The organism is Kitasatospora sp. NPDC001159, assembly GCF_053598235.1.
Map to the genome: position 1 here is coordinate 58061 of NZ_JBSFJV010000006.1, position 18919 is coordinate 76979.

Here is an 18919-nt window from a genome sequence, read left to right on the forward strand (position 1 = left end):
GCGTCCCCTTCAACTCCTGAAGCCTACGGCGCAAGGAGTGTTCGTGTGGGGGGTGGGTTCCCGGGAGGGCGGGTACGGGGCGTCCTCTCGCTCGACCGGGTGAGCGGCGGGTGGAGGCGGGGCACGCGGCTTCGTCCTGCAGCGCCCGCGGGGAAGGGGTGTGCGACCGTGGCGGCAGAGTGGGTGGCCGGTGAAAGTGTTGCGCGGTCAGGGCCCGCGAGGGCGGGGTTCGGCGGTCCTGGCGACGTCCGAAAACCACCCACCACTAGCATGGTGCCGAATCTCACCCGTCCCGCCGGACCGCAGACGGTACGGCACGGGGACGCTTCCAGACATGACGGGGAATCAGATGGCAGGGGATCACCCTACGCCGGGTGCGGGCGAAGCGCCCGGCAGTGGCCCGCAGGGGAACCGGGGCGTCTCGTTGGGACGCCCCGCAGGCGGCGGCGTGGATCCGGCCGCCGTCGCGGACCAGATGACGCAGCTCGACGGCTCGGCCATTCCGGGCCAGGCCGCGCCCGCCGGCCCGCCGGCCCAGCCGCCGGCACCGCCCGCACAGCCGCCGGGCGGCGTCGACTACGCGGCGTACGCGCCCACCGCGGCCGGCCTCCCCGCCCAGGCCCCGCCGCCTCCGGGCGGCGCGCCCGTCGGCCCGTACGACCCGGTGCCCGGTGGCACGCCCGGTGGCGGCTTCGCCGCGCCGGACTACAACACCGGCGGGTACGACTACCAGCAGCAGCCCGGGTACACCTACCCGGGTGCGCCGGTGCCGGCCGCGCCCGCGCAGCGCAACCCGGTGATGCTGTGGGGCGGTGTCATCGGCGGTGTGCTGGTGATCGCCATCGTGATCGGGCTGGTCGTCCTGCTCAAGGGGAACAACCCCAAGCCCAACCCGGGGCCGGTGGCCGACTCGGGCGGCACCACGACCAGCACCTCCAACAGCGGCAGCACCTCCGTCGGCACCGACGGGGGCCCCACGCCCGCCCCGGGCAACGCCACGTACAAGGTCGCCTGGAACGCCGACAAGCCGCAGAACTCGGACTCCAGTTCGCAGCTGCTCGGGGTCTGGGGCGCTGGCCAGACCGCCGTGCGCGCGGACAGCACCGGCATCCGGGCCTACAACCTCTCTGACGGCAAGGAGGCCTGGAACATCCCGGTGCCGTCCGGCTCCAAGGAACTGTGCACCGCCTCCTACTCGCACAACTCCAAGAACATCGTCGCAGTCTCCTTCAACACCGGTGACTACGACTGCTCCACCATCGGTGCCGTCGACATCGCCCAGGGCAAGCTGCTCTGGACCGTCAAGGCCACCGCGGACCGGCTGTCCTCGCCGACCCTGAGCGTCACCGACAAGGTGGTCGCCGTCGGCCCGGTCGGCGGGCTGAACATCGACAACGGCCAGCCCGTCTGGCAGTTCAAGGGACGCGGCAAGGACTGCACCGTGTACGGCGCCACCGCCGGCTCCCAGATCGCGATCACCGACCGCTGCTACGACACCAGCCCGAAGTCGGTGCTGCAGATCGTCAACGCCGACACCGGCCAGCCCACCAGCCAGCCGATCACGCTCACCGGCAGCATCGAGCGGATCGACAAGGTCGTCAGCTCCCAGCCCCTGGTGGTACTGATGTCCGGCGGCCCGAACGGCGACTACATCCTGCCGTTCGACAAGGACAACAAGCCCGGCAACCAGATGTCGACCAAGGAGGCCGGCTCGGACAGCCTGCGCCTGTCCGGCCAGGGCGACGCCATCGACCAGAACGTGGTTAGCGGCACCACGCTGTACGTCCAGGTCACCGGCAGCAAGTCGGGCATCAACGCGTACGACCTGAACAGCGGCAAGCGCCTGTGGTCCACCGCCTCCTCGTCGATAAGCAACGACATGCGACTGGTCTCCGGCACCACCAAGGACGGCAAGGTCCGGGCGATCGTCGGCCAGGGCTACGACAAGCCGGCCAAGCTGGTGACGCTGTCGCCGACCGACGGCTCGATGAGCGACATCGGCACCATGGCGATGCCGGACGGCATGGACATCGGCATGGGCATGGCCGAGTACTTCGTCACCGACGACAACAGCGCGGTCATCGCCTACCGGCGCGGCAGCAGCTACGCGTCGCCGATGACCAAGTGGTCGAAGTGACGCCGGTGGTGACACCGGGCGTGACCTCGGGGGTCTGACCCCGGGTCGCGGGCACTCGTCCGGCGGGGCGGGCACGGGCCGGGACTGTCTGAGACAGCCCCTGCGGTCCGGGCCCGCCCCGCCTGTGATTTTCCGGGGGGCTCAACCGTTGGGCATGCGAGGATTCGGTCCATCAGCCTGACAAAGGAGTGCAGCGAGTGCCCGGCACCAACCTGACCCGCGAGGAGGCCCGCACCCGGGCCGACCTCCTCCGGGTGGACGCGTACGACATCGAGCTCGACCTCGGCTCGGCCCGCGAGGGTGGCACCTTCCGGTCCACCACCGTGGTCCGGTTCACCGCCACCACGCCCGGCGCGGACAGCTTCATCGACCTCGTCGCCCCGAGCGTCGAGGAGATCACCCTCAACGGCGCCCCGCTCGACCCGGCCAGCTTCGCGGACAGCCGCATCCCGCTGCCGAACCTGGCCGCCGAGAACGAGCTGCGCGTGGTCGCCGACTGCGCCTACACCAACACCGGTGAGGGCCTGCACCGGTTCGTGGACCCGGTCGACGGCGAAACCTACCTGTACACCCAGTTCGAGGTGCCGGACGCCCGCCGGGTCTTCGCCAGCTTCGAACAGCCGGACCTGAAGGCCACGTTCGCGTTCACCGTGACCGCTCCCGCGGGCTGGGTCGTGGTCTCCAACGCGCCCACCCCGGAGCCGGTCGGCGAAGGGGACACCCGGGTCTGGAAGTTCGAGCCCACCGGCCGGATCTCCACCTACATCACCGCGCTCATCGCCGGCCCGTACGTGGGCGTCTTCGACGTCTACGAGAACGGCGAGCAGCGCGTGCCGCTGGGCGTGTACTGCCGTCCGTCGCTGCGCGAATTCCTGGACGCCGAGGCGATCTTCAAGGTCACCCGGCAGGGTTTCGACTACTTCCAGGAGAAGTTCGACTACCCGTACCCCTTCGCCAAGTACGACCAGCTCTTCGTCCCGGAGTTCAACGCCGGCGCGATGGAGAACGCGGGCGCCGTCACCTTCCGCGACCAGTACGTGTTCCGCTCCAAGGTCACCGACGCCGCCTACGAGGCACGCGCCGCGACGATCCTGCACGAGCTCGCCCACATGTGGTTCGGCAACCTCGTCACCATGGAGTGGTGGAACGACCTCTGGCTGAACGAGTCCTTCGCCACCTTCGCCGAGGCCGTCTGCCAGGCCGAGGCGCCCGGCTCCCGGTGGCCGCACTCCTGGACCACCTTCGCCAACCAGATGAAGACCTGGGCCTACCGGCAGGACCAACTGCCGTCCACCCACCCGATCATGGCGGAGATCAACGACCTGGAGGACGTCCAGGTCAACTTCGACGGCATCACCTACGCCAAGGGCGCCTCGGTGCTCAAGCAGCTGGTGGCGTACGTCGGCCAGGACGCCTTCTTCCAGGGCGTGCAGGCGTACTTCAAGCGCCACGCCTGGGGCAACACCCGGCTCAGCGACCTGCTCGGCGCCCTGGAGGAGGCCAGCGGCCGCGACCTCAAGGCCTGGTCCAAGTCCTGGCTGGAGACCGCCGGCATCAACGTGCTGCGGCCGTCCATCACACTGAACACGGATGGTGAGATCGAGTCCTTCGCCGTCCTGCAGGAGGCCCCCGCACTGCCGGCCGGCGCCAAGGGCGAGGCCGTGCTGCGGCCGCACCGGATCGCCATCGGCCTGTACGAGCTGGCGGACGGCGCGCTGGTGCGCACCGACCGGATCGAGCTGGACGTCGACGGCCCGCGCACCGAGGTGCCGGAGCTGGTCGGGCGTCACCGGCCGGCCGTGGTACTGCTCAACGACGACGACCTCTCGTACGCCAAGATCCGGCTGGACGAGGACTCGATGGCCGTGGTCACCGAGCACCTCGGCGGCTTCACCGAGTCGCTGCCGCGCGCGCTGTGCTGGGCCTCCGCCTGGGACATGACCCGCGACGGCGAGCTGGCCACCCGCGACTACCTGTCGCTGGCGCTGTCCGGCATCGGGCTCGAGAGCGACATCGGCGTGGTGCAGTCCGTGCACCGCCAGGTCAAGCTGGCCCTGGACGCCTACGCCGACCCGGACTGGCGCGAGCAGGGCCTCGCCCGCTGGGCCGCCGCCGCCGAGGAGCACCTGCGCGCCGCCGAGCCCGGCAGCGATCACCAGCTCGCCTGGGCCCGCACCCTCTCCTCCGTCGCCCGCACCGACGGGCAGCTCGCGCTGCTGGCCGGGCTGCTGGACGGCTCGGTGGAGATCAAGGGCCTGGCGGTGGACACCGAGCTGCGCTGGACGCTGCTGACCCGGCTGTCGGCCACCGGCCGGGCGGACGAGGCCCTGATCGCGGCCGAGCTGGAGCGGGACAACACCGCGGCCGGCCAGGAGCACGCGGCCACCTGCCGCGCGGCCCGGCCGACCGCCGAGGCCAAGGCCGAGGCCTGGGCGGCGGTGGTGGAGTCGGACAAGCTGACCAACTACGTCCAGGAGGCCGTGATCGCCGGCTTCCAGCAGTCGGACCAGCGCGAGCTGCTGGCGCCGTACGCGGCGAAGTACTTCGCGGCGGTCAAGGGCATCTGGGAGACCCGCAGCCACGAGATCTCGCAGCAGATCATCGGCGGGCTGTACCCCTCGCTGCAGGTGTCGGCCGAGACGCTGGCGGCCACGGACGCCTGGCTGACTGCGGCCGAGCCGGCCCCGGCGCTGCGGCGCCAGGTGGTCGAGGCGCGGGCCGGGGTCGAGCGCGCGCTCAAGGCCCAGGCTGTGGACCGGGCGGCGGGGGCTCGCTGACCGGGCGTCGGTAACGCCTGAAGGGGCGCCGGACGGGATCGTCCGGCGCCCCTTCGGGGTTGTACGGGTCCTGGTGGACGCTGGGTCCGGGGGACGCGACGGCTACTTCTTCTTCGTCTTGCCCCACGGCATGCCCGCCAGGGCCGCGATGAGGACGAAGACCAAGATCGGCAGCAGCACGTACAGGCCGAGGGTCTGGCCGACGCTCAGACCGGCACCCGGGTCGTCGCCGTCGTCCCTGGTGAGGGCCATGGCGGGCGACGACAGCAGCATCATCAGCGTGACCGTTGCGGAGACCGCGCCGGCTCGCAAAGCGTTCCTCTTGTCCACGTTTCCAACCTACCCGCCGCTTATGGGAGGGCGCGCGTCGGGGTCGGCCTTCCGGTTTGTGAGCCCCGCTCGGGTTATCGGGACGGGTTCTGCGGGCTGGGCAGGGCGAGGAGGTGGGCCAGGAGGCGGGCTGCCGGGACGGTGGCGAGGCGGTCGAGGGTGACCGGGCCGCCGGCGCCGTCGGCGACCGGGAGGCGCCAGTTCGGGTACTGGTCCCAGGTGCCGGGCAGGTTCTGCGGGCGCGGGTCGCCGACCAGGTCCGGCAGCCAGACACCGACCAGCTCCGCCGGGGTCGCCCGCAGGAACCGGTACAGCACCGGCATCGACAGCGGCTCGCCCGGGGTGAGCAGCCCCAGCCGGATCAGTTCGGCCCGCCAGTCCGCCAGCTCGGTCGCGGCCTCCTCCTGCTCCTCCCCCAGCGGCCGGGCCAGCAGGCCGAGCCGGTGCCGCAGCTCGACGTGCTCGCCGGAGAGCCGGGCCGCGGTGCTCGGCAGGTCGTGGGTGGTGAGGGTGGCCAGGCAGCCGGGCCGCCAGCGGTCCGGGGCGAGGATCCGCCCGGCCGCGTCCCAGTCCCGCTCGAACCAGAGCACGGAGGTGCCCAGGATGCCGCGCGCCGCCAGTTCCTCCCGTACGCCCGGCTCGACCGTGCCCAGGTCCTCGCCGATCACCGCCGTCCCGGCCCGGTGCGCCTCCAGGGCCAGCACGCCGAGCATCGCCTCGGCGTCGTAGCGCACGTACGCACCCTCGGTGGGCGGGTGGCCCCGCGGAACCCACCAGAGGCGGAACAGGCCCATCACGTGGTCGATCCGGACGGCCCCGGCATGCCGTGTCGTCGCTCGCAGGAGCTCCGCGTACGGGGCGTAGCCGGCCGCGGCCAGCGCGTCCGGGCGCCAGGGCGGCAGGCCCCAGTCCTGGCCGTGGGCGTTGAAGGCGTCCGGTGGGGCGCCGACCGAGATGCCGCCGGCCAGCACGTCCTGCAGCGTCCAGGCGTCCGCGCCGTCGGGGTGGACGCCGACCGCCAGGTCGTGGATCAGGCCGACCGGCATGCCCGCCTCGCGGGCACTGCGCTGGGCGTGGGCAAGCTGCCGGTCGACCTGCCAGGCCAGCCAGCGGTGGAACTCGACCCGCTCGGTGAGGTCCTTGGCGGCCTGCTCGACCTGTGGGCCGTCCGGGTGACGCAGGCCCTTCGGCCAGTGGTGCCAGTCGGGGCCGTGCACCTCGGCCAGGGCGTTCCAGAGCGCGTGCCGGCGCAGCCACTCGCCCTCGTGCCGCCGGTACGCCTCGTACGCGGCCCGGCGGCCGGGGCCGCACGGCACCTCGTGCAGCAGTTCCAGCGCCTCGCGCTTGAGCGCCCAGACGGCGTCCCGGTCGATCAGGCCGTCGTGGACGAGCACCTCGTCGCGCAGCCGCGCGGCGCGACGGGCCAGGTCGTCGGCCTGCGCCCGCTGTTCGGCGTCCAGGTACGCATACTCGGGGACCGCCTCGATCCGCAGGTGCACCGGGTCGGCGAAGCGGCGGGAGGACGGGCGGTACGGGGACGGGTCGGTGGGCACGCCCGGGGCGCCGGGCAGCGCCTGGTGCAGCGGGTTGATCTGCACGAAGCCCGCGCCGAGCCCGGCCCCCGCCCACTGGGCCAGCTCGGCGAGGTCGCCGAGGTCGCCCATGCCCCAGGAGCGCTCGGACAGGACGGAGTACAGCTGGGCGAGGAAACCCCAGCTGCGACCGGGGAGTTGGGGCAGCTTCTGCGGCGCGACGATGAGCGGTGCCGTTGCTTCCTTGTCGCCGCACACCGCCTTCAGCCTGTGCCGCCCGAGCGGCAGGTCCGCGGGCAGCCAGTGCGAGTGACCGCGCGACAGCTCCCAACTGCCCCCGCCCTCAAGCTCCACCCGCAGTCGGGCGTCGGCCGGCACGTCCAGCGCGGTGCGCCGCCCCTGCCGGACCACCACGCACGGCGCAAGCAACCGGCCCTGCTGCTCGGCCCGGTGACGCTCCAGCGCCTCCCGCACCTCCTCCGGCGACCCCGCCGCCACCCCCAACGCCCCCAGCACCGCCACCAGCGTCCGTGCCCCCACCGTCTGCCCGCCCGGGCCCGGGTGCCGGGTGTCCACCCCGTACGCCTGCGCCAGCGCCACCAGGTCCGCCGGCGGAGGCGGTGCGTCCTGCGGCGGCACCTTCTGCCCGTCGGCTCCGTCACTGTCGTGGTAAGCGGCCACTCGCGGCTCCTGCGATGTCTCGGCAACGCCCGGGTAGGACTCCCAAGTCCTACCCGGGTAACCGTCCGGCGACGCTGCGCGACACGAGTGCGCGGGGTGGATCAGTCGGGCCTGTGCGGCGCAGCGCACGCGCGCCCCTGACCGGGAGTCCGGCGGGACGGCGTGGAAGGCCCGGAGGTCCGGCCCCACCGGCCGCCCCCCCCGGTGCGACTGACGCATCGCCGCCCCGCGCCACCGGTTCCGGCCGTCGCACCAGGGCCGGAACAGGGGGATGAAACCGGGCAAAGTCGGCATAGTCGTCGGCGACGTTGACACCGGGTTGGGTAGCTGGTGGGGTTGCTCGCGTTGTGGTCCAGGCCTGTTCGAGGAGGCTCCTGTGCAAGCCCGTGTGTCCGTTGTGGCCGGGCGGCGGCTGCGGCAGCAGTTGGAGCAGAGTCCGGCGCTGCGGGAGGTGCTGCAGCATCCGGCCGCGCTGAGTGCGCGGCGGGCCACCGCACGGACGTGTCGTCAGCTGGCGCCGAGGACCGCGGACCGGCTGATCGCCGATCTGAAGGGGACGGAGCCGCTGTTGGCGTCGGTACGGGCGGAGCGTGCGGCGGGGCGACCCGGGCGGCGGGCGATGCAGATCGCGGCCGGGGTCGCGGCCGCGGCGGTGGTCGGCGGGCTGTTGGCCGGGCCGATGCCGTCGGCGGCGTACGCGGCGACGCCCGGACCGGACGTGGTGAGCACCGCGCCGCAGACGCCGCTGGGCAGCGTGACGAACCCGCAGGTGTTCCCGCACCCGCAGGAGCAGACCGTGGCGGGCAAGGCCGTCACGGTGCCGGCCGCCGTGACGCTGGTGCCCGCGCCCAAGGTGGACCGGGGCGCGGTGGACGCCGTACGCGAGGTGCTGGCCGTCGCCGGGGCCACCTCGGTGACCCCGCAGCCGGACGGCGGGACGCCGGCCGCCGGCTCGCTGGTGGTGTACGTCGGCGGGGCCGCCGAGGACGCCGGGGGCGAGGTGGAGCAGACGCTGCGCCAGCTGGCCGCCGCGGCCGGCGCCAAGGACGGCTCCGGGCCCTCGACCGACGGCATGACGGCCGGCGGCTACGTGCTGTCGGCGGGTCAGCTGCCCGCCCAGGGCGGCGGCACGTACGGCGTGGTGGTGCTGGCGGGCGTGGACCCCGCCGGCACCTTCTACGCCGCGCAGAGCCTGCGCCAGCTGCTCGCCGCCGTACCGGCCGGGCAGGGCCAGGGGCCGGGCGCGGCCGGGCTCGGCCTGCCCGGGGTCACGCTGCGGGACTGGCCGAGCGGGGCGGCGGTGCGCGGCACCGCGGAGGCGTTCTACGGCACCCCGTGGAGCGCCCAGCAGCGGCTCGACCAGGTCGACTTCCTGGGCCGCTCCAAGCAGAACTTCTACCTGTACGCCCCCGGTGACGACCCGTTCCGGCTGTCCCGCTGGCGCGACGCCTACCCGGCCGCCCAGCAGTCGGAGCTGCGCGAGCTCGGCGACCGGGCCCGGCAGAACCACGTCACCCTCGGCTACGCGATCGACCCGGGGCAGTCGCTCTGCTTCAGCTCCGACGACGACGTCAACGCGCTGGTCTCGAAGCTGGACGGGCTGCGCAAGCTCGGCTTCACCGCCTTCCAGCTGCAGTTCCTGGACGTCAGCTACGACGAGTGGCACTGCGACGACGACCACGACGCCTACGGCAGCGGTCCGGCCGCGGCCGCCAAGGCGCAGGCCGCGCTGGTCAAGAAGGTGCAGGACCGGCTGATCGCCAAGAACCCGGGCCTGGCGCCGCTGTCCATCGTGCCGACCGAGTACCACAAGCAGGGCACCACGCCGTACCGCAAGGCGCTGGCCGACGCGCTGCCGAGCGGTGTGCAGGTGGCCTGGAGCGGCGGCGGGGTGATCCCGGAGAAGATCACCGGCGCCCAGACCTCCGACACCGGGAGCCTCTACGGGCACCCGCTGGTCACCATGGACAACTACCCGGTCAACGACGCCAGCCCGGACCGGCTCTTCCTCGGCGCCTACACCGGCCGCGAGCCGGAGGTGGCCACCCGCTCGGCGGTGCTGCTGACCGGCGCGATGCAGCAGCCGGTGGCCTCCCGGATAGCGCTCGCCACGGCCGGCGACTTCGCCTGGAACCCGACCGGCTACAAGCCCGACGACTCCTGGCAGGCCGCGGTGCGCTCGCTGGCCGGGCCGACCGGCGCCAGCGCCACGCCCGCCGGGTCGGCGCTGTCCGCGGTGACCGCGCTGGCCGGCAACAGCACCTCCTCGCCGCTGTCCAAGCAGGAGTCCGGCTACCTGACGCCGCTGCTGGACCGGTTCTGGGCGGCCGCCCAGCCCAGCTCCGGCGCCACCCCGGACCTCGCCAAGCTGGTAGAGGCCGCGGCCCCGCTGCGGGACGCCTTCTCCGCGATGGCCACCGCCCAGCAGACCCTCTCCGGCACCCAGGCCACCGCCCAGCTGGCCGCCGAGGCCGGGCCCTGGCTGAGCCCGCTGCACGACTACGGGCTGGCCGGGCAGGCCGCGCTGGACATGCTGCTGGCCCAGAAGGGCGGCGACGGAGGGGCGGCCTGGAAGGCCCGGGTGCAGCTCAACCGGCTGCGCGCCCAGCTCGCCCAGTACCCGGCGACCATCGGCCCGGGAGTGCTCGACCCGTTCCTGGAGCGCGCGGTGCGCGCCGCCGACAACTGGTCCGGCGTGGTCAGCGGCGGGGTCACCCCGACCAGCAGCATGGGCACCGCGCACGACCACCTGCCCGCGCTGATGACCGACGGCCAGGCCGGCACCTTCTACTGGAGCTCCGCTCCCCCGCAGCCCGGCGACTCGGTCGGCGTGGACCTCGGCGCAGGGCGGCCGATCAGCGGCGTCACCGTGCTGATGGGCGGCTGGGGCGACGGCCCGGACGCCCAGACCGCCGTGGACGACTACATCCGCGACGGCGTGCTGGAGTACAGCACCGGCGAGGGCGGCTGGCAGCAGCTCGCCGTGGTGAAGAACCAGAAGACGGTCAGTGCCCAGCTGCCGCCCGGCACGGTGGTGCGAGCGGTACGGCTGCGGGCCACCGCCGCGCAGAAGACCGCCGTCGCGGTGCGCGAGTTCACCGTGACCGCCCCGGACGAGGCCCCGGCCAGCGTCTCCGGCGGGCCCGACGCGCTGCCCGGCTCCTCGGCCGCGGCCGTGCTGGACGGCAACCCGGACACCGCCTACCGCGCCGCCAAGCCGCCCACCGCGCTGGACCAGCCGCTGACCGTCGAGCTCGGCAGCGCCCGTCCGCTGGACCGGCTGACCGTGCTGACCGACCCGAACGTGCACGCCACCGCCACCGTCGCGGTGCGCCGCTCCGACGGCACCTGGACCGACATCGGCACCGTGCAACCCGGCTACAACGAGCTGCAGGCCGGCGGGCAGCTGGCCGACGCCTTCCGGCTGACCTGGAAGCCCGGCGGCGACCCGCCGGTGGTCAACCAGGTGATCCCGTGGTACGCGGACGTCCCGGCGGCCCGGCTCGGCCTGGCCGACCCGGCGCTGGACGTGGTCACCGGCGCGGCCTCGCCCGCCAAGACCCAGGCCACCGTCGAGGCCGGCCGCCCCGAGGGCACCACCGGCGAGCTGCGCACCGAGGTGCCGGCCGCCGCCAAGGGCCTCACCGTGACCCCGGCCGGCCCGGTGACCGTGCCGCGCGGCGGCCGGGTGGGCGTGCCGCTGCTGGTCACCGCCGCGCCGGGGACGCCGTCCGGGACGTACCAGGTGCCGGTGTCGTACGTGGCGGGCAGCACCACCGTGAAGCAGGTGCTGCAGGTGCACGTGGTGCCGCCGACCTCCGGGCCGGACCTGGCGGTGGGCGCGAACGCCACCTCCTCGGGCGACGAGACCCCGGCCTTCCCGGCCTCGGCGGTCTCCGACGGCGACCCGAAGACCCGCTGGTCCTCGCCGGCCAAGGACGACGCCTGGGTGCAGCTGGAGCTGCCGCAGACCGTCCACCTGGGCGCGGCGGTGCTGCACTGGCAGTCCGCGTACGCCTCCTCGTACAAGATCCAGGTGTCGCCGGACGGCAGCACCTGGACGGACGCGGCGACGGTGGGCAACGGCAAGGGCGGGGACGAGACGGTGCGCTTCGACGCCTCGGCCGTCCGGTTCGTGCGGATGCAGGGCGTGGCGCGGGCCACCAAGTTCGGCTACTCGCTGTACGGCATCGAGCTGTACGCCGTCACCGCTCCGGTCGCCCCGCCGCAACAGCCGCCGACCGCCCCGCCAGCCCCGCCAGCCCAGCCGGGCCAGCCGAACCCGGGCCAGCCGGGGACCGCGCCCACGACGCCGGCGGCGCCGCCGAAGCAGTAGGAGGCCACCGGGGAAGGTGGCCCGTGGCCCGGCGAGCCGAAGGCGCGCGCCGGTGCCGAAAGGGAGAAGCGACAAGCGAGGCACGAGCGCCGGAGCGCCGACCGTCGGCACCGGGTCAGAGCGCCCCGGAGGCGAGCCGGGCTCAAAAAGGGCGGCCGGAACGCGGCGGGCCGCCGGGCTCCCCAGTGTGGGGGGCGCGGCGGCCCATGAGGCGCGTACCGACGTTGTGACGGGCGGGCCCTTGTGGAGCTTCGGTCAGGCGGAGAGCGGTTCGGGCTGCTCGCCGCGGCGGACGGGGGCGGGGTGGGCGCCGTGCGCCCGGCCGATCGGGACGGAGTGGTTCGGCTCGGTATGGTCGTGGTGCTCGTACTCGCCCCACTGTGGGGCGCGCAACTGGTCCCCGCCGCCGTACGGCTCCAGGTAGGGCCGCCAGCGCGGGTCCTTGATCCCGGTGCCGATGATCCGCCAGGCGAGGCCGCTGGGCGGTGCGGGCGGGCGCTTCATCCGCCAGCCGAGTTCGGTGAGGTGGCGGTCGGCCTTGGTGTGGTTGCAGCGGCGGCAGGCCGCCACCACGTTGTCCCACCGGTGCTGGCCGCCCCGGCTGCGCGGGATGACGTGATCGACGCTGGTGGCGGCGGCCCCGCAGTAGACGCAGCGACCGTGGTCCCGGGCGAACAGCGCCCGGCGGGTGAGCGGGACGGGCCCGCAGAAGGGGACCCGGACGAAGCGGGTCAGACGGACGACGGACGGCGCCGGAAGGGCGCTGGTGGCGCTGTGCAGAGTGACTCCCGAGTCCTCCAGGCTGACCGCCTTGTGGTTGAGGACCAGGATGAGTGCGCGGCGCATCGATACGACGCCGAGTGGCTCGTAGGACGCGTTGAGGACCAGGACATGCGGCACGGATGCCTCCTTGGACGCCTGCGGCGCGTGGCTCGCGCCGGGACGAGCGGTTGGATCCCGCAACGAGTGCGCGATCTCCCCCAGTGTCGCCTTACGCCTTCGTACGGCGCCACCACTCCTGTGTAACGGACCTGACGCGAACTCCGGGTGTGGTCTCTGTCATACCCGGCATGCCCTGAGGAAGGTTGGGCTGCACCCCGGTGCCGCCGGGGCCCGGCCCGGTGTCCCGCCCGGGGGACGACTCGGCCGGTCGGAGCAGCGCCGTGGGCCGTCCGGCGGCGCCGACCCGGCCGTTCGGGTACCGCTCCGGGTGGCGCGGGGTCGGCGCGCGGGGGGAGCGTACCGGGGCATTGACGGGCGTCCGGGATGGTGCGTACGCCCTTCGGCATGCCGGGTGGGTGTTCGGCAACGGATAGGCTGACACGCACGGTCCGCGGGCCGCTTGCGGCGGCGCGGTCCCGTCACGCCCCCAGCAAGGAAGGTCCCGCACGTGTTCCGCTCCGGCGCCACCGGTCTGACCGACGCGTCCTCGACGCTCTCCACCCCGACGCCGGCCCCCTCCCCCACCGCGCCTGCGCTGCCACAGCTGGACCTGCGCATCCCCACCAGCGCACAGGAGGTCACCGACACCACCAAACAGGCGGCCAGCTGGTTCGACACGCACTGGCAGAGTTGGCTGGCGGGCGGGCTGCGGATCGTCTTCATCGTCGTGCTGGCGATGATCCTGCGGACCGTGGTGAACAAGCTGATCACCCAGCTGATCGCGCGGATGGCGCGCAGCCACGAGCACCGGGAGGAGAGCCGGCTCGGCGGGCTGCTGGCCAACCACGGGGTGGTGAACCCGGAGCGGCGCCAGCAGCGGTCGGAGGCGATCGGCTCGGTGCTGCGCAGCGTGGCCTCGTTCAGCATCCTGGGCACGGCGGCGCTGATGGTGCTCTCCGCGCTCGGGGTGAACCTGGCGCCGCTGCTGGCGAGTGCCGGTGTGGCCGGTGTGGCGATCGGTTTCGGCGCCCGCAACCTGGTGACGGACTTCCTCTCCGGGGTCTTCATGATCATGGAGGACCAGTACGGCGTCGGCGACGAGGTCGACACGGGGGTGGCCACCGGCACGGTGCTGGAGGTCGGGCTGCGGGTGACCAAGCTGCGCGGGGCGAACGGCGAGATCTGGTACATCCGCAACGGCGAGGTGAAGCGGATCGCCAACATGAGCCAGGGCTGGGCGACCGCCTCGGTGGACGTGCAGGTCGGGTACAAGGAGGACCTGCAGCGGGTCGAGGGCCTGATCCTGGAGACGGCCGAGTCGCTGGCCAAGGAGACTCCGTACGACGAGTTGGTCTGGGCGCCCGTGTCGATCCTGGGCGTGGAGTCGGTGGCGGCGGACTCGGTGATGGTGCGGGTCGAGGCCCGGACGGCCCCGGGCAAGGCGCCGGTGGTCTCCCGGGCGCTGCGCCAGCGGCTGAAGTCGGCCTTCGACCTGGCCGGGATCAAGGTCAAGGAAGAGGCCACGGCGGTGGCCGCCGGGGTGGCGATCGCCGAGCCCTCGCCGCCGTCGGCGCTGTCCGACCCGACCTCGCCGCGGTACCGGGCGGCCGAGCCGATCCCGCTGCCGAAGCCGCCGACGGACGACCTGGCGAAGCCGTAAGCCCGGCTCCGCCGGCTCGGCCTCGGCAGGCGATGGCCCCGCCCCCACCCCGGTGGTTTCCAGGGGCAGCCACAGAACGGGGACTGGCCCGCCGCTGGAGGTTGAGGGCGGCGGGGGTGCGAGTTGGTCAGTAGGCAGCGGGACGTGGGTACCGGATCGGCTGAATACACCTTCCCTACCGAGGGACCGGCGGGAGGTTCGTGAGCGTGCGCAGAGCCTGATCACGCGCGCGGAAGCCGAAGCTGATGAGGGTGACGCTCTCTCCGGCGCTGAGCGGCGTCCGGCCGTGCGGCGTGAGCGCGCCGTCGAACACGACACAGTCACCCACGCCGAGATCGCATTCGAGATAGCCGTTGGCGTTGATGAACACGGTGGTGCTGACCCTGGGCGCACCGGTGAGGCGAGCGCGCTTGAGGCAGAGGATCAGGTTGGCCTCACCGAAGCCGGACTCGTCAACGTGGAAGTCGGGGAACTGCCCTTCCTCGTAGCCGATGTAAACGCCAGCGTGCGGCTGCTCGACTTCCAGGCCGGTGGACCGTGCTACGACTGCGGCGAGATCGATCTGTGCGGCGAACCGGTTCGCGGCGTCGCCGACGGGCGCGTTCCACTTGCCGTTGTGCAGGTATCCACCGGCAGCGACGGCTTTCTCGGCCTCCACCGCCATAGCGGCGATCAGCTCAGCGGGAAACGACTGATCACGCAGGTGGCGCGGTTGCACGCGCTGGTGTGCGGTGAGCCCGCGCACAGCGTCCCGGAGGTTGGGGAAGTCCTCTGCCCGTCGGGCCGGCGTCCGGGCCGTGGTGCGGGACTGGAGCCATGAGGTCCACTGACCGCTCCACCGGCGCGGCACCGCGCCACCTGCCGCCGATGCGTCGGCCTGGCCGATCAGCATCTCCACCCGGGCGAGTGCGGCCTGCGTGGACTCGACCAGCCCGGCGTCCCCCTTGGCGATCCGCAGCCGCAGCGCTTCTTGGAGATGGGCCTGGGCATCCGCGAGGTCGCCGCGCTCCATGAAGTACTTGCCGGTGTGCTGGAGCGCGAAGTCAACCAGTTCCGGGTGGTGGCTTCGCGCGGTGTTCAGAGCGCTGCGGTAGAGCGCGTCCGCAGTCTGCACGTCACCGGCGTAGCGGTGCGCGTCGCCGAGGTTGAGCCCGGTGGCGACGACGGCCCGGGTGTTGCCAACCGCTGCGGCCAGGTCGAGCGACTGCCGAAGGAACGTGCGGGCCTCCTCGTGGTTGCCCAGGCACATCTGGCCGATGCCGATCCACCTGGTCAGGAGCCGAGTTCGCGCGGGGTCGGTTCCCTCGGGCAAGGCCCTCAGTTCCTCGTGGAGTTGGCCGACCGCGGTGGTCAGCTCGTCGCGGTCTCTGGGGACCATACGCAGGTCGGCATCTTGAGTGATGAGGTGCTGGAGCACCGGCCCCTCCCTCGTTCGGTTCTGCTCAGCGTGGCACTACAGCTGGTCGGTGTGGTGACGCAGGTCGGCCAGCAGCTCCACCCCGTGCGGGAGAAGTGCTCACGCAGGAGTTCGAGTTCGCGCATGAGGACGGCCGGCAGGCCCTCGTCGTAGGCGCTCTGGAAGCTCGCCCGCTCGGTGGGCGTCAGGTCGCCCCGGCGCAGTTCGGTCTGGCGGAACCGCAGCAGCTGGTTGTACACGCAGGTCGCGTGGAAGGCCCTGTCGATCTTTTTAGCGCCACGGCAAGATCAACGGCTGATAACCGGCGGACTGAGCTTCGCGCTGTCCCGTAACGCTTCGGCATCCTCCGCCGCACCGGCCATTGACACCCCGCTGACGCGGCCCGTACGGTCCTGTCCAAGCGACTGGAAAGTTTCCTAACAGTTCGCGGCAGTTCACCGGCCCGGGCCCCACCGGCCGCCCGGGGCTTCCCCGACCAGCCGAAAGAGGAAGGATGCCGGGCATGACCAAGAGCACCGCCAAGGCCCCCCTCGCCGGCACCCCGAGCCTCCTGCGCGCCATCAACGACCGCGCCGCCCTCGAACTCCTGCTGGAGAACGGCCCGCTCTCGCGCACCCAGATCGGCACCCTGACCGGGCTGTCCAAGCCCACCGCCTCCCAGCTGCTGGCCCGCCTGGAGGCGGCCGGGCTGGTCCTGCCGGTCGGCACCACCGAGGGCGGACCCGGTCCCAACGCGCAGCTTTACCAGGTGAATCCGGCCGCCGGGTACGTCGCCGGGCTGGACGTCACCAACAGCGGGATCCGGGTCGCGATCGCCGACATCACCGGCACCACGCTGACCGAGCACAGCGTCCCGACCAGAGGCGTCCCGGCCGCCGAGACCATCCCGAGAGTCGCCGCCGCGGTCGCCGAGGCGGTCCGGGCCGCCGGGCTGGCCGAGGGGAGCCTGCGCACCGTCGCGATCGGCGTCGGCGGCGCCCCCGACCCGGTCACCGGCAAGCTGGGCTACGCCTCCCACCTGCCGGGCTGGCACTCGCCGCGGCTGGTCGAGGAGCTTTCCGAGGCGATCGGCACGCCGGTGTCGATCGAGAACGACGTGAACCTGGCCGCCGTCGCCGAGCAGGCCTCCGGCGCGGCGGCGGGCTTCGAGGACTTCGTCCTGCTCTGGGCCGGGGCGGGCACCGGCGCCGCGATCGTGATCGCCGGGCGGCTGCACCGCGGCTTCACCGGCGGCGCCGGGGAGGTCGGCTACATGCCGGTGCCGGGCTCGCCGGTCGAGTGGGACGCGCGCCGGCGCAAGTTCGGCGGGTTCCAGGCCCTGGTCGGCGCGCCCGCCGTCCGGGCACTGGCCCGTGAGCACGGCCTCGGCGCACCCAGCGCGGAGGAGTCGATCGCCAAGGCCCTGGCCACCCCGGGTGCCGGCGACACCTTCCTCACCGAGCTGGCCGGGCGGCTCGCCGTCGGGCTGGCCGTGATCGTCGCCGTGGTCGACCCCCAGCTGGTGGTCCTCTCCGGCGCGGTGCCGAGCGCGGGCGGGGAACGCCTGCGCGCGCTCGTCGAGGACGAGCTGGCCCGGATCTGCCTCGCCCGGCCGGAGGTCCGCAGCAGTGCCCTGCCCGGCTCACCCGTCCTGCTCGGTGCCCTGCAACGCGCCCTCGCCGACGCCCGCGAGGCGGTCTTCTCCACCCACTGACGCTCCCCCCGGCCACCCGACCCTCCGACCTGCACCCACCTCTCCCCCGACCCCTACGCGGGACCAGAAGCAATGACGCCTGCCCGCGCACCTCCAGGAGGACCCCGAAGTGCACGCCACCACCTCCCGCAGAGGCCGCCGGACGATCGCCGCCGTCGCCGGCAGCGCCGTGCTGGCCCTGCTCGCCACCGCCTGCACCGGCTCCGACGACGCGGGCGCCGCCGTCGACTCGGCCAGCGGCAAGGACGTCACCATCACCTTCTGGCACGGCTGGAGCCAGGACAACGAGACCAAGGCGATCGACGACAACATCGCCGCGTTCGAGAAGGCCCACCCCAACATCCACGTCAAGACCGTGGGCAACATCGCGGACGACAAGCTCAACCAGGCCCTGCGGGCCGGCGGCGACGACGCGCCGGACGTGGTGTCCTCCTTCACCACCAACAACGTCGGCATGTTCTGCTCGACCAAGGCCTTCATCGACCTCAAGCCCCTGCTGCAGAAGAGCGGCATCGACGCGGCCAAGACCTTCCCGGCCACGATGCTCAACTACACGCAGTTCCAGGGCAACCAGTGCTCGCTGCCGCTGCTCGGCGACGCCTACGGCCTGTACTACAACAAGAAGGCCTTCGCCGCGGCCGGCATCACCGACGCGCCCAGGACCTTCAGCGAGTTCGCCGACGACGCCAAGAAGTTGACTTTTCCCGACGGCGACTCGTACAAGCAGCTCGGGTTCATGCCGCTGTACCACGGCTACGAGTCCACCACCGAGCACTTCCTCGGCCAGTACGGCGCCACCTACTTCGGCGCCGACGGCAAGTCCAACATCGCCACCGACCCGAAGGTCGCCGCGATGCTCAACTGGCAGAAGGGGATGGTCGACCAGCTCGGCGGCTACGCCAAGCTGGAGAAGTACCGCGCCACCTTCGGCGAGGAGTTCAGCGCCAAGAACCCTTTCCTCACCGGCCAGGTCGCGATGGCCGTCGACGGTGAGTGGCGCACCGCCTCGCTCGCCGAGAGCAAGCCCGACTTCGACTGGGCCACCGCACCGTTCCCCGTCCCGGACGACCAGGCCGACACCTACGGCCGCGGCTACCAGACCGGCACCATCGTCGGCATCGCCAGCACCAGCAAGAAGCAGGCCGCGGCCTGGGAGCTGGTCAAGTACCTGACCACCGACACCGACGCGGTGGTCGGCTTCGCCAACGCGATCCACAACGTGCCCAGCACCTTCGACGCGCTCAACTCGCCGAAGCTGGTGGTCGACCCGAACTTCAAGACCTTCCTGGACGTCGCCAAGAACGCCCATTCGAGCACCACCCCTGCGGCCGTCAACGGCAGCGCCTACATCTCCACGCTGCAGAACCTCGGCTACGACTACGAGTCCGGCAAGCAGACCGACCTGCAGGCCGGCCTGGCCGCCACAGCCAAGCAGATCGACACCGACATCGCCCAGGCCAAGTAGGCGGCGGGA

10 protein-coding genes are annotated in these 18919 nt (G+C 72.8%); 6 read left to right on the forward strand and 4 right to left on the reverse strand.

The window, feature by feature from the left end:
• The first annotated feature begins 424 nt into the window (after positions 1–424).
• Positions 425–2137: an outer membrane protein assembly factor BamB family protein gene (locus ACWC9T_RS05245; protein ID WP_449819690.1), complete on the forward strand. Its 1713-nt coding sequence runs from the start codon at positions 425–427 to the stop codon at positions 2135–2137.
• Positions 2138–2334: 197 nt separating this feature from the next.
• A complete protein-coding gene (gene pepN, locus ACWC9T_RS05250; protein WP_449819691.1) occupies positions 2335–4914 on the forward strand; it encodes an aminopeptidase N in 2580 nt (859 codons plus the stop codon).
• Positions 4915–5016: 102 nt separating this feature from the next.
• On the opposite strand, the gene ACWC9T_RS05255 is transcribed toward pepN, so the two are convergent.
• Together ACWC9T_RS05255 and malQ are read right to left on the reverse strand one after the other, a co-directional pair.
• Positions 5017–5244: a hypothetical protein gene (locus ACWC9T_RS05255; RefSeq protein ID WP_449819692.1), complete on the reverse strand. Its 228-nt coding sequence runs from the start codon at positions 5242–5244 to the stop codon at positions 5017–5019.
• Positions 5245–5318: 74 nt separating this feature from the next.
• On the reverse strand, positions 5319–7457 hold the full coding sequence (gene malQ, locus ACWC9T_RS05260; protein WP_449819693.1) for a 4-alpha-glucanotransferase: 2139 nt from the start codon (positions 7455–7457) through the stop codon (positions 5319–5321).
• Between the two features lie 376 nt (positions 7458–7833).
• On the opposite strand from malQ, the gene ACWC9T_RS05265 reads away from it, so the two are divergent.
• A complete protein-coding gene (locus tag ACWC9T_RS05265) occupies positions 7834–11793 on the forward strand; it encodes a beta-N-acetylglucosaminidase domain-containing protein (protein ID WP_449819694.1) in 3960 nt (1319 codons plus the stop codon).
• 255 nt (positions 11794–12048) lie between these two features.
• Here ACWC9T_RS05265 and ACWC9T_RS05270 read toward each other — a convergent pair whose 3' ends face one another.
• Positions 12049–12693, reverse strand: coding sequence for an HNH endonuclease (locus ACWC9T_RS05270; RefSeq protein ID WP_196948741.1), 645 nt, complete (start codon positions 12691–12693; stop codon positions 12049–12051).
• 577 nt (positions 12694–13270) lie between these two features.
• Here ACWC9T_RS05270 and ACWC9T_RS05275 point away from each other — a divergent pair.
• Positions 13271–14335, forward strand: a complete 1065-nt coding sequence (locus ACWC9T_RS05275; protein WP_449819781.1) for a mechanosensitive ion channel family protein — start codon at positions 13271–13273, stop codon at positions 14333–14335.
• 175 nt (positions 14336–14510) lie between these two features.
• On the opposite strand, the gene ACWC9T_RS05280 is transcribed toward ACWC9T_RS05275, so the two are convergent.
• Positions 14511–15752: a tetratricopeptide repeat protein gene (locus tag ACWC9T_RS05280; protein WP_449819695.1), complete on the reverse strand. Its 1242-nt coding sequence runs from the start codon at positions 15750–15752 to the stop codon at positions 14511–14513.
• A 502-nt stretch (positions 15753–16254) separates the two neighbouring features.
• Between ACWC9T_RS05280 and ACWC9T_RS05285 the strand changes: the two genes are divergently transcribed.
• Both ACWC9T_RS05285 and ACWC9T_RS05290 read left to right on the forward strand, forming a co-directional pair.
• Entirely contained in the window at positions 16255–17445 is a 1191-nt protein-coding gene (locus ACWC9T_RS05285; RefSeq protein ID WP_449819696.1) for an ROK family transcriptional regulator, read from the forward strand.
• A 109-nt stretch (positions 17446–17554) separates the two neighbouring features.
• Entirely contained in the window at positions 17555–18910 is a 1356-nt protein-coding gene (locus tag ACWC9T_RS05290) for an ABC transporter substrate-binding protein (protein WP_449819697.1), read from the forward strand.
• The last annotated feature ends 9 nt before the right edge of the window (positions 18911–18919 follow it).

What these genes read in the sequence shown, in the direction of transcription:
- ACWC9T_RS05285 (WP_449819696.1), top strand. Translation starts at nt 16,255, where the DNA reads ATGACCAAGAGCACCGCCAAGGCCCCCCTCGCCGGCACCCCGAGCCTC.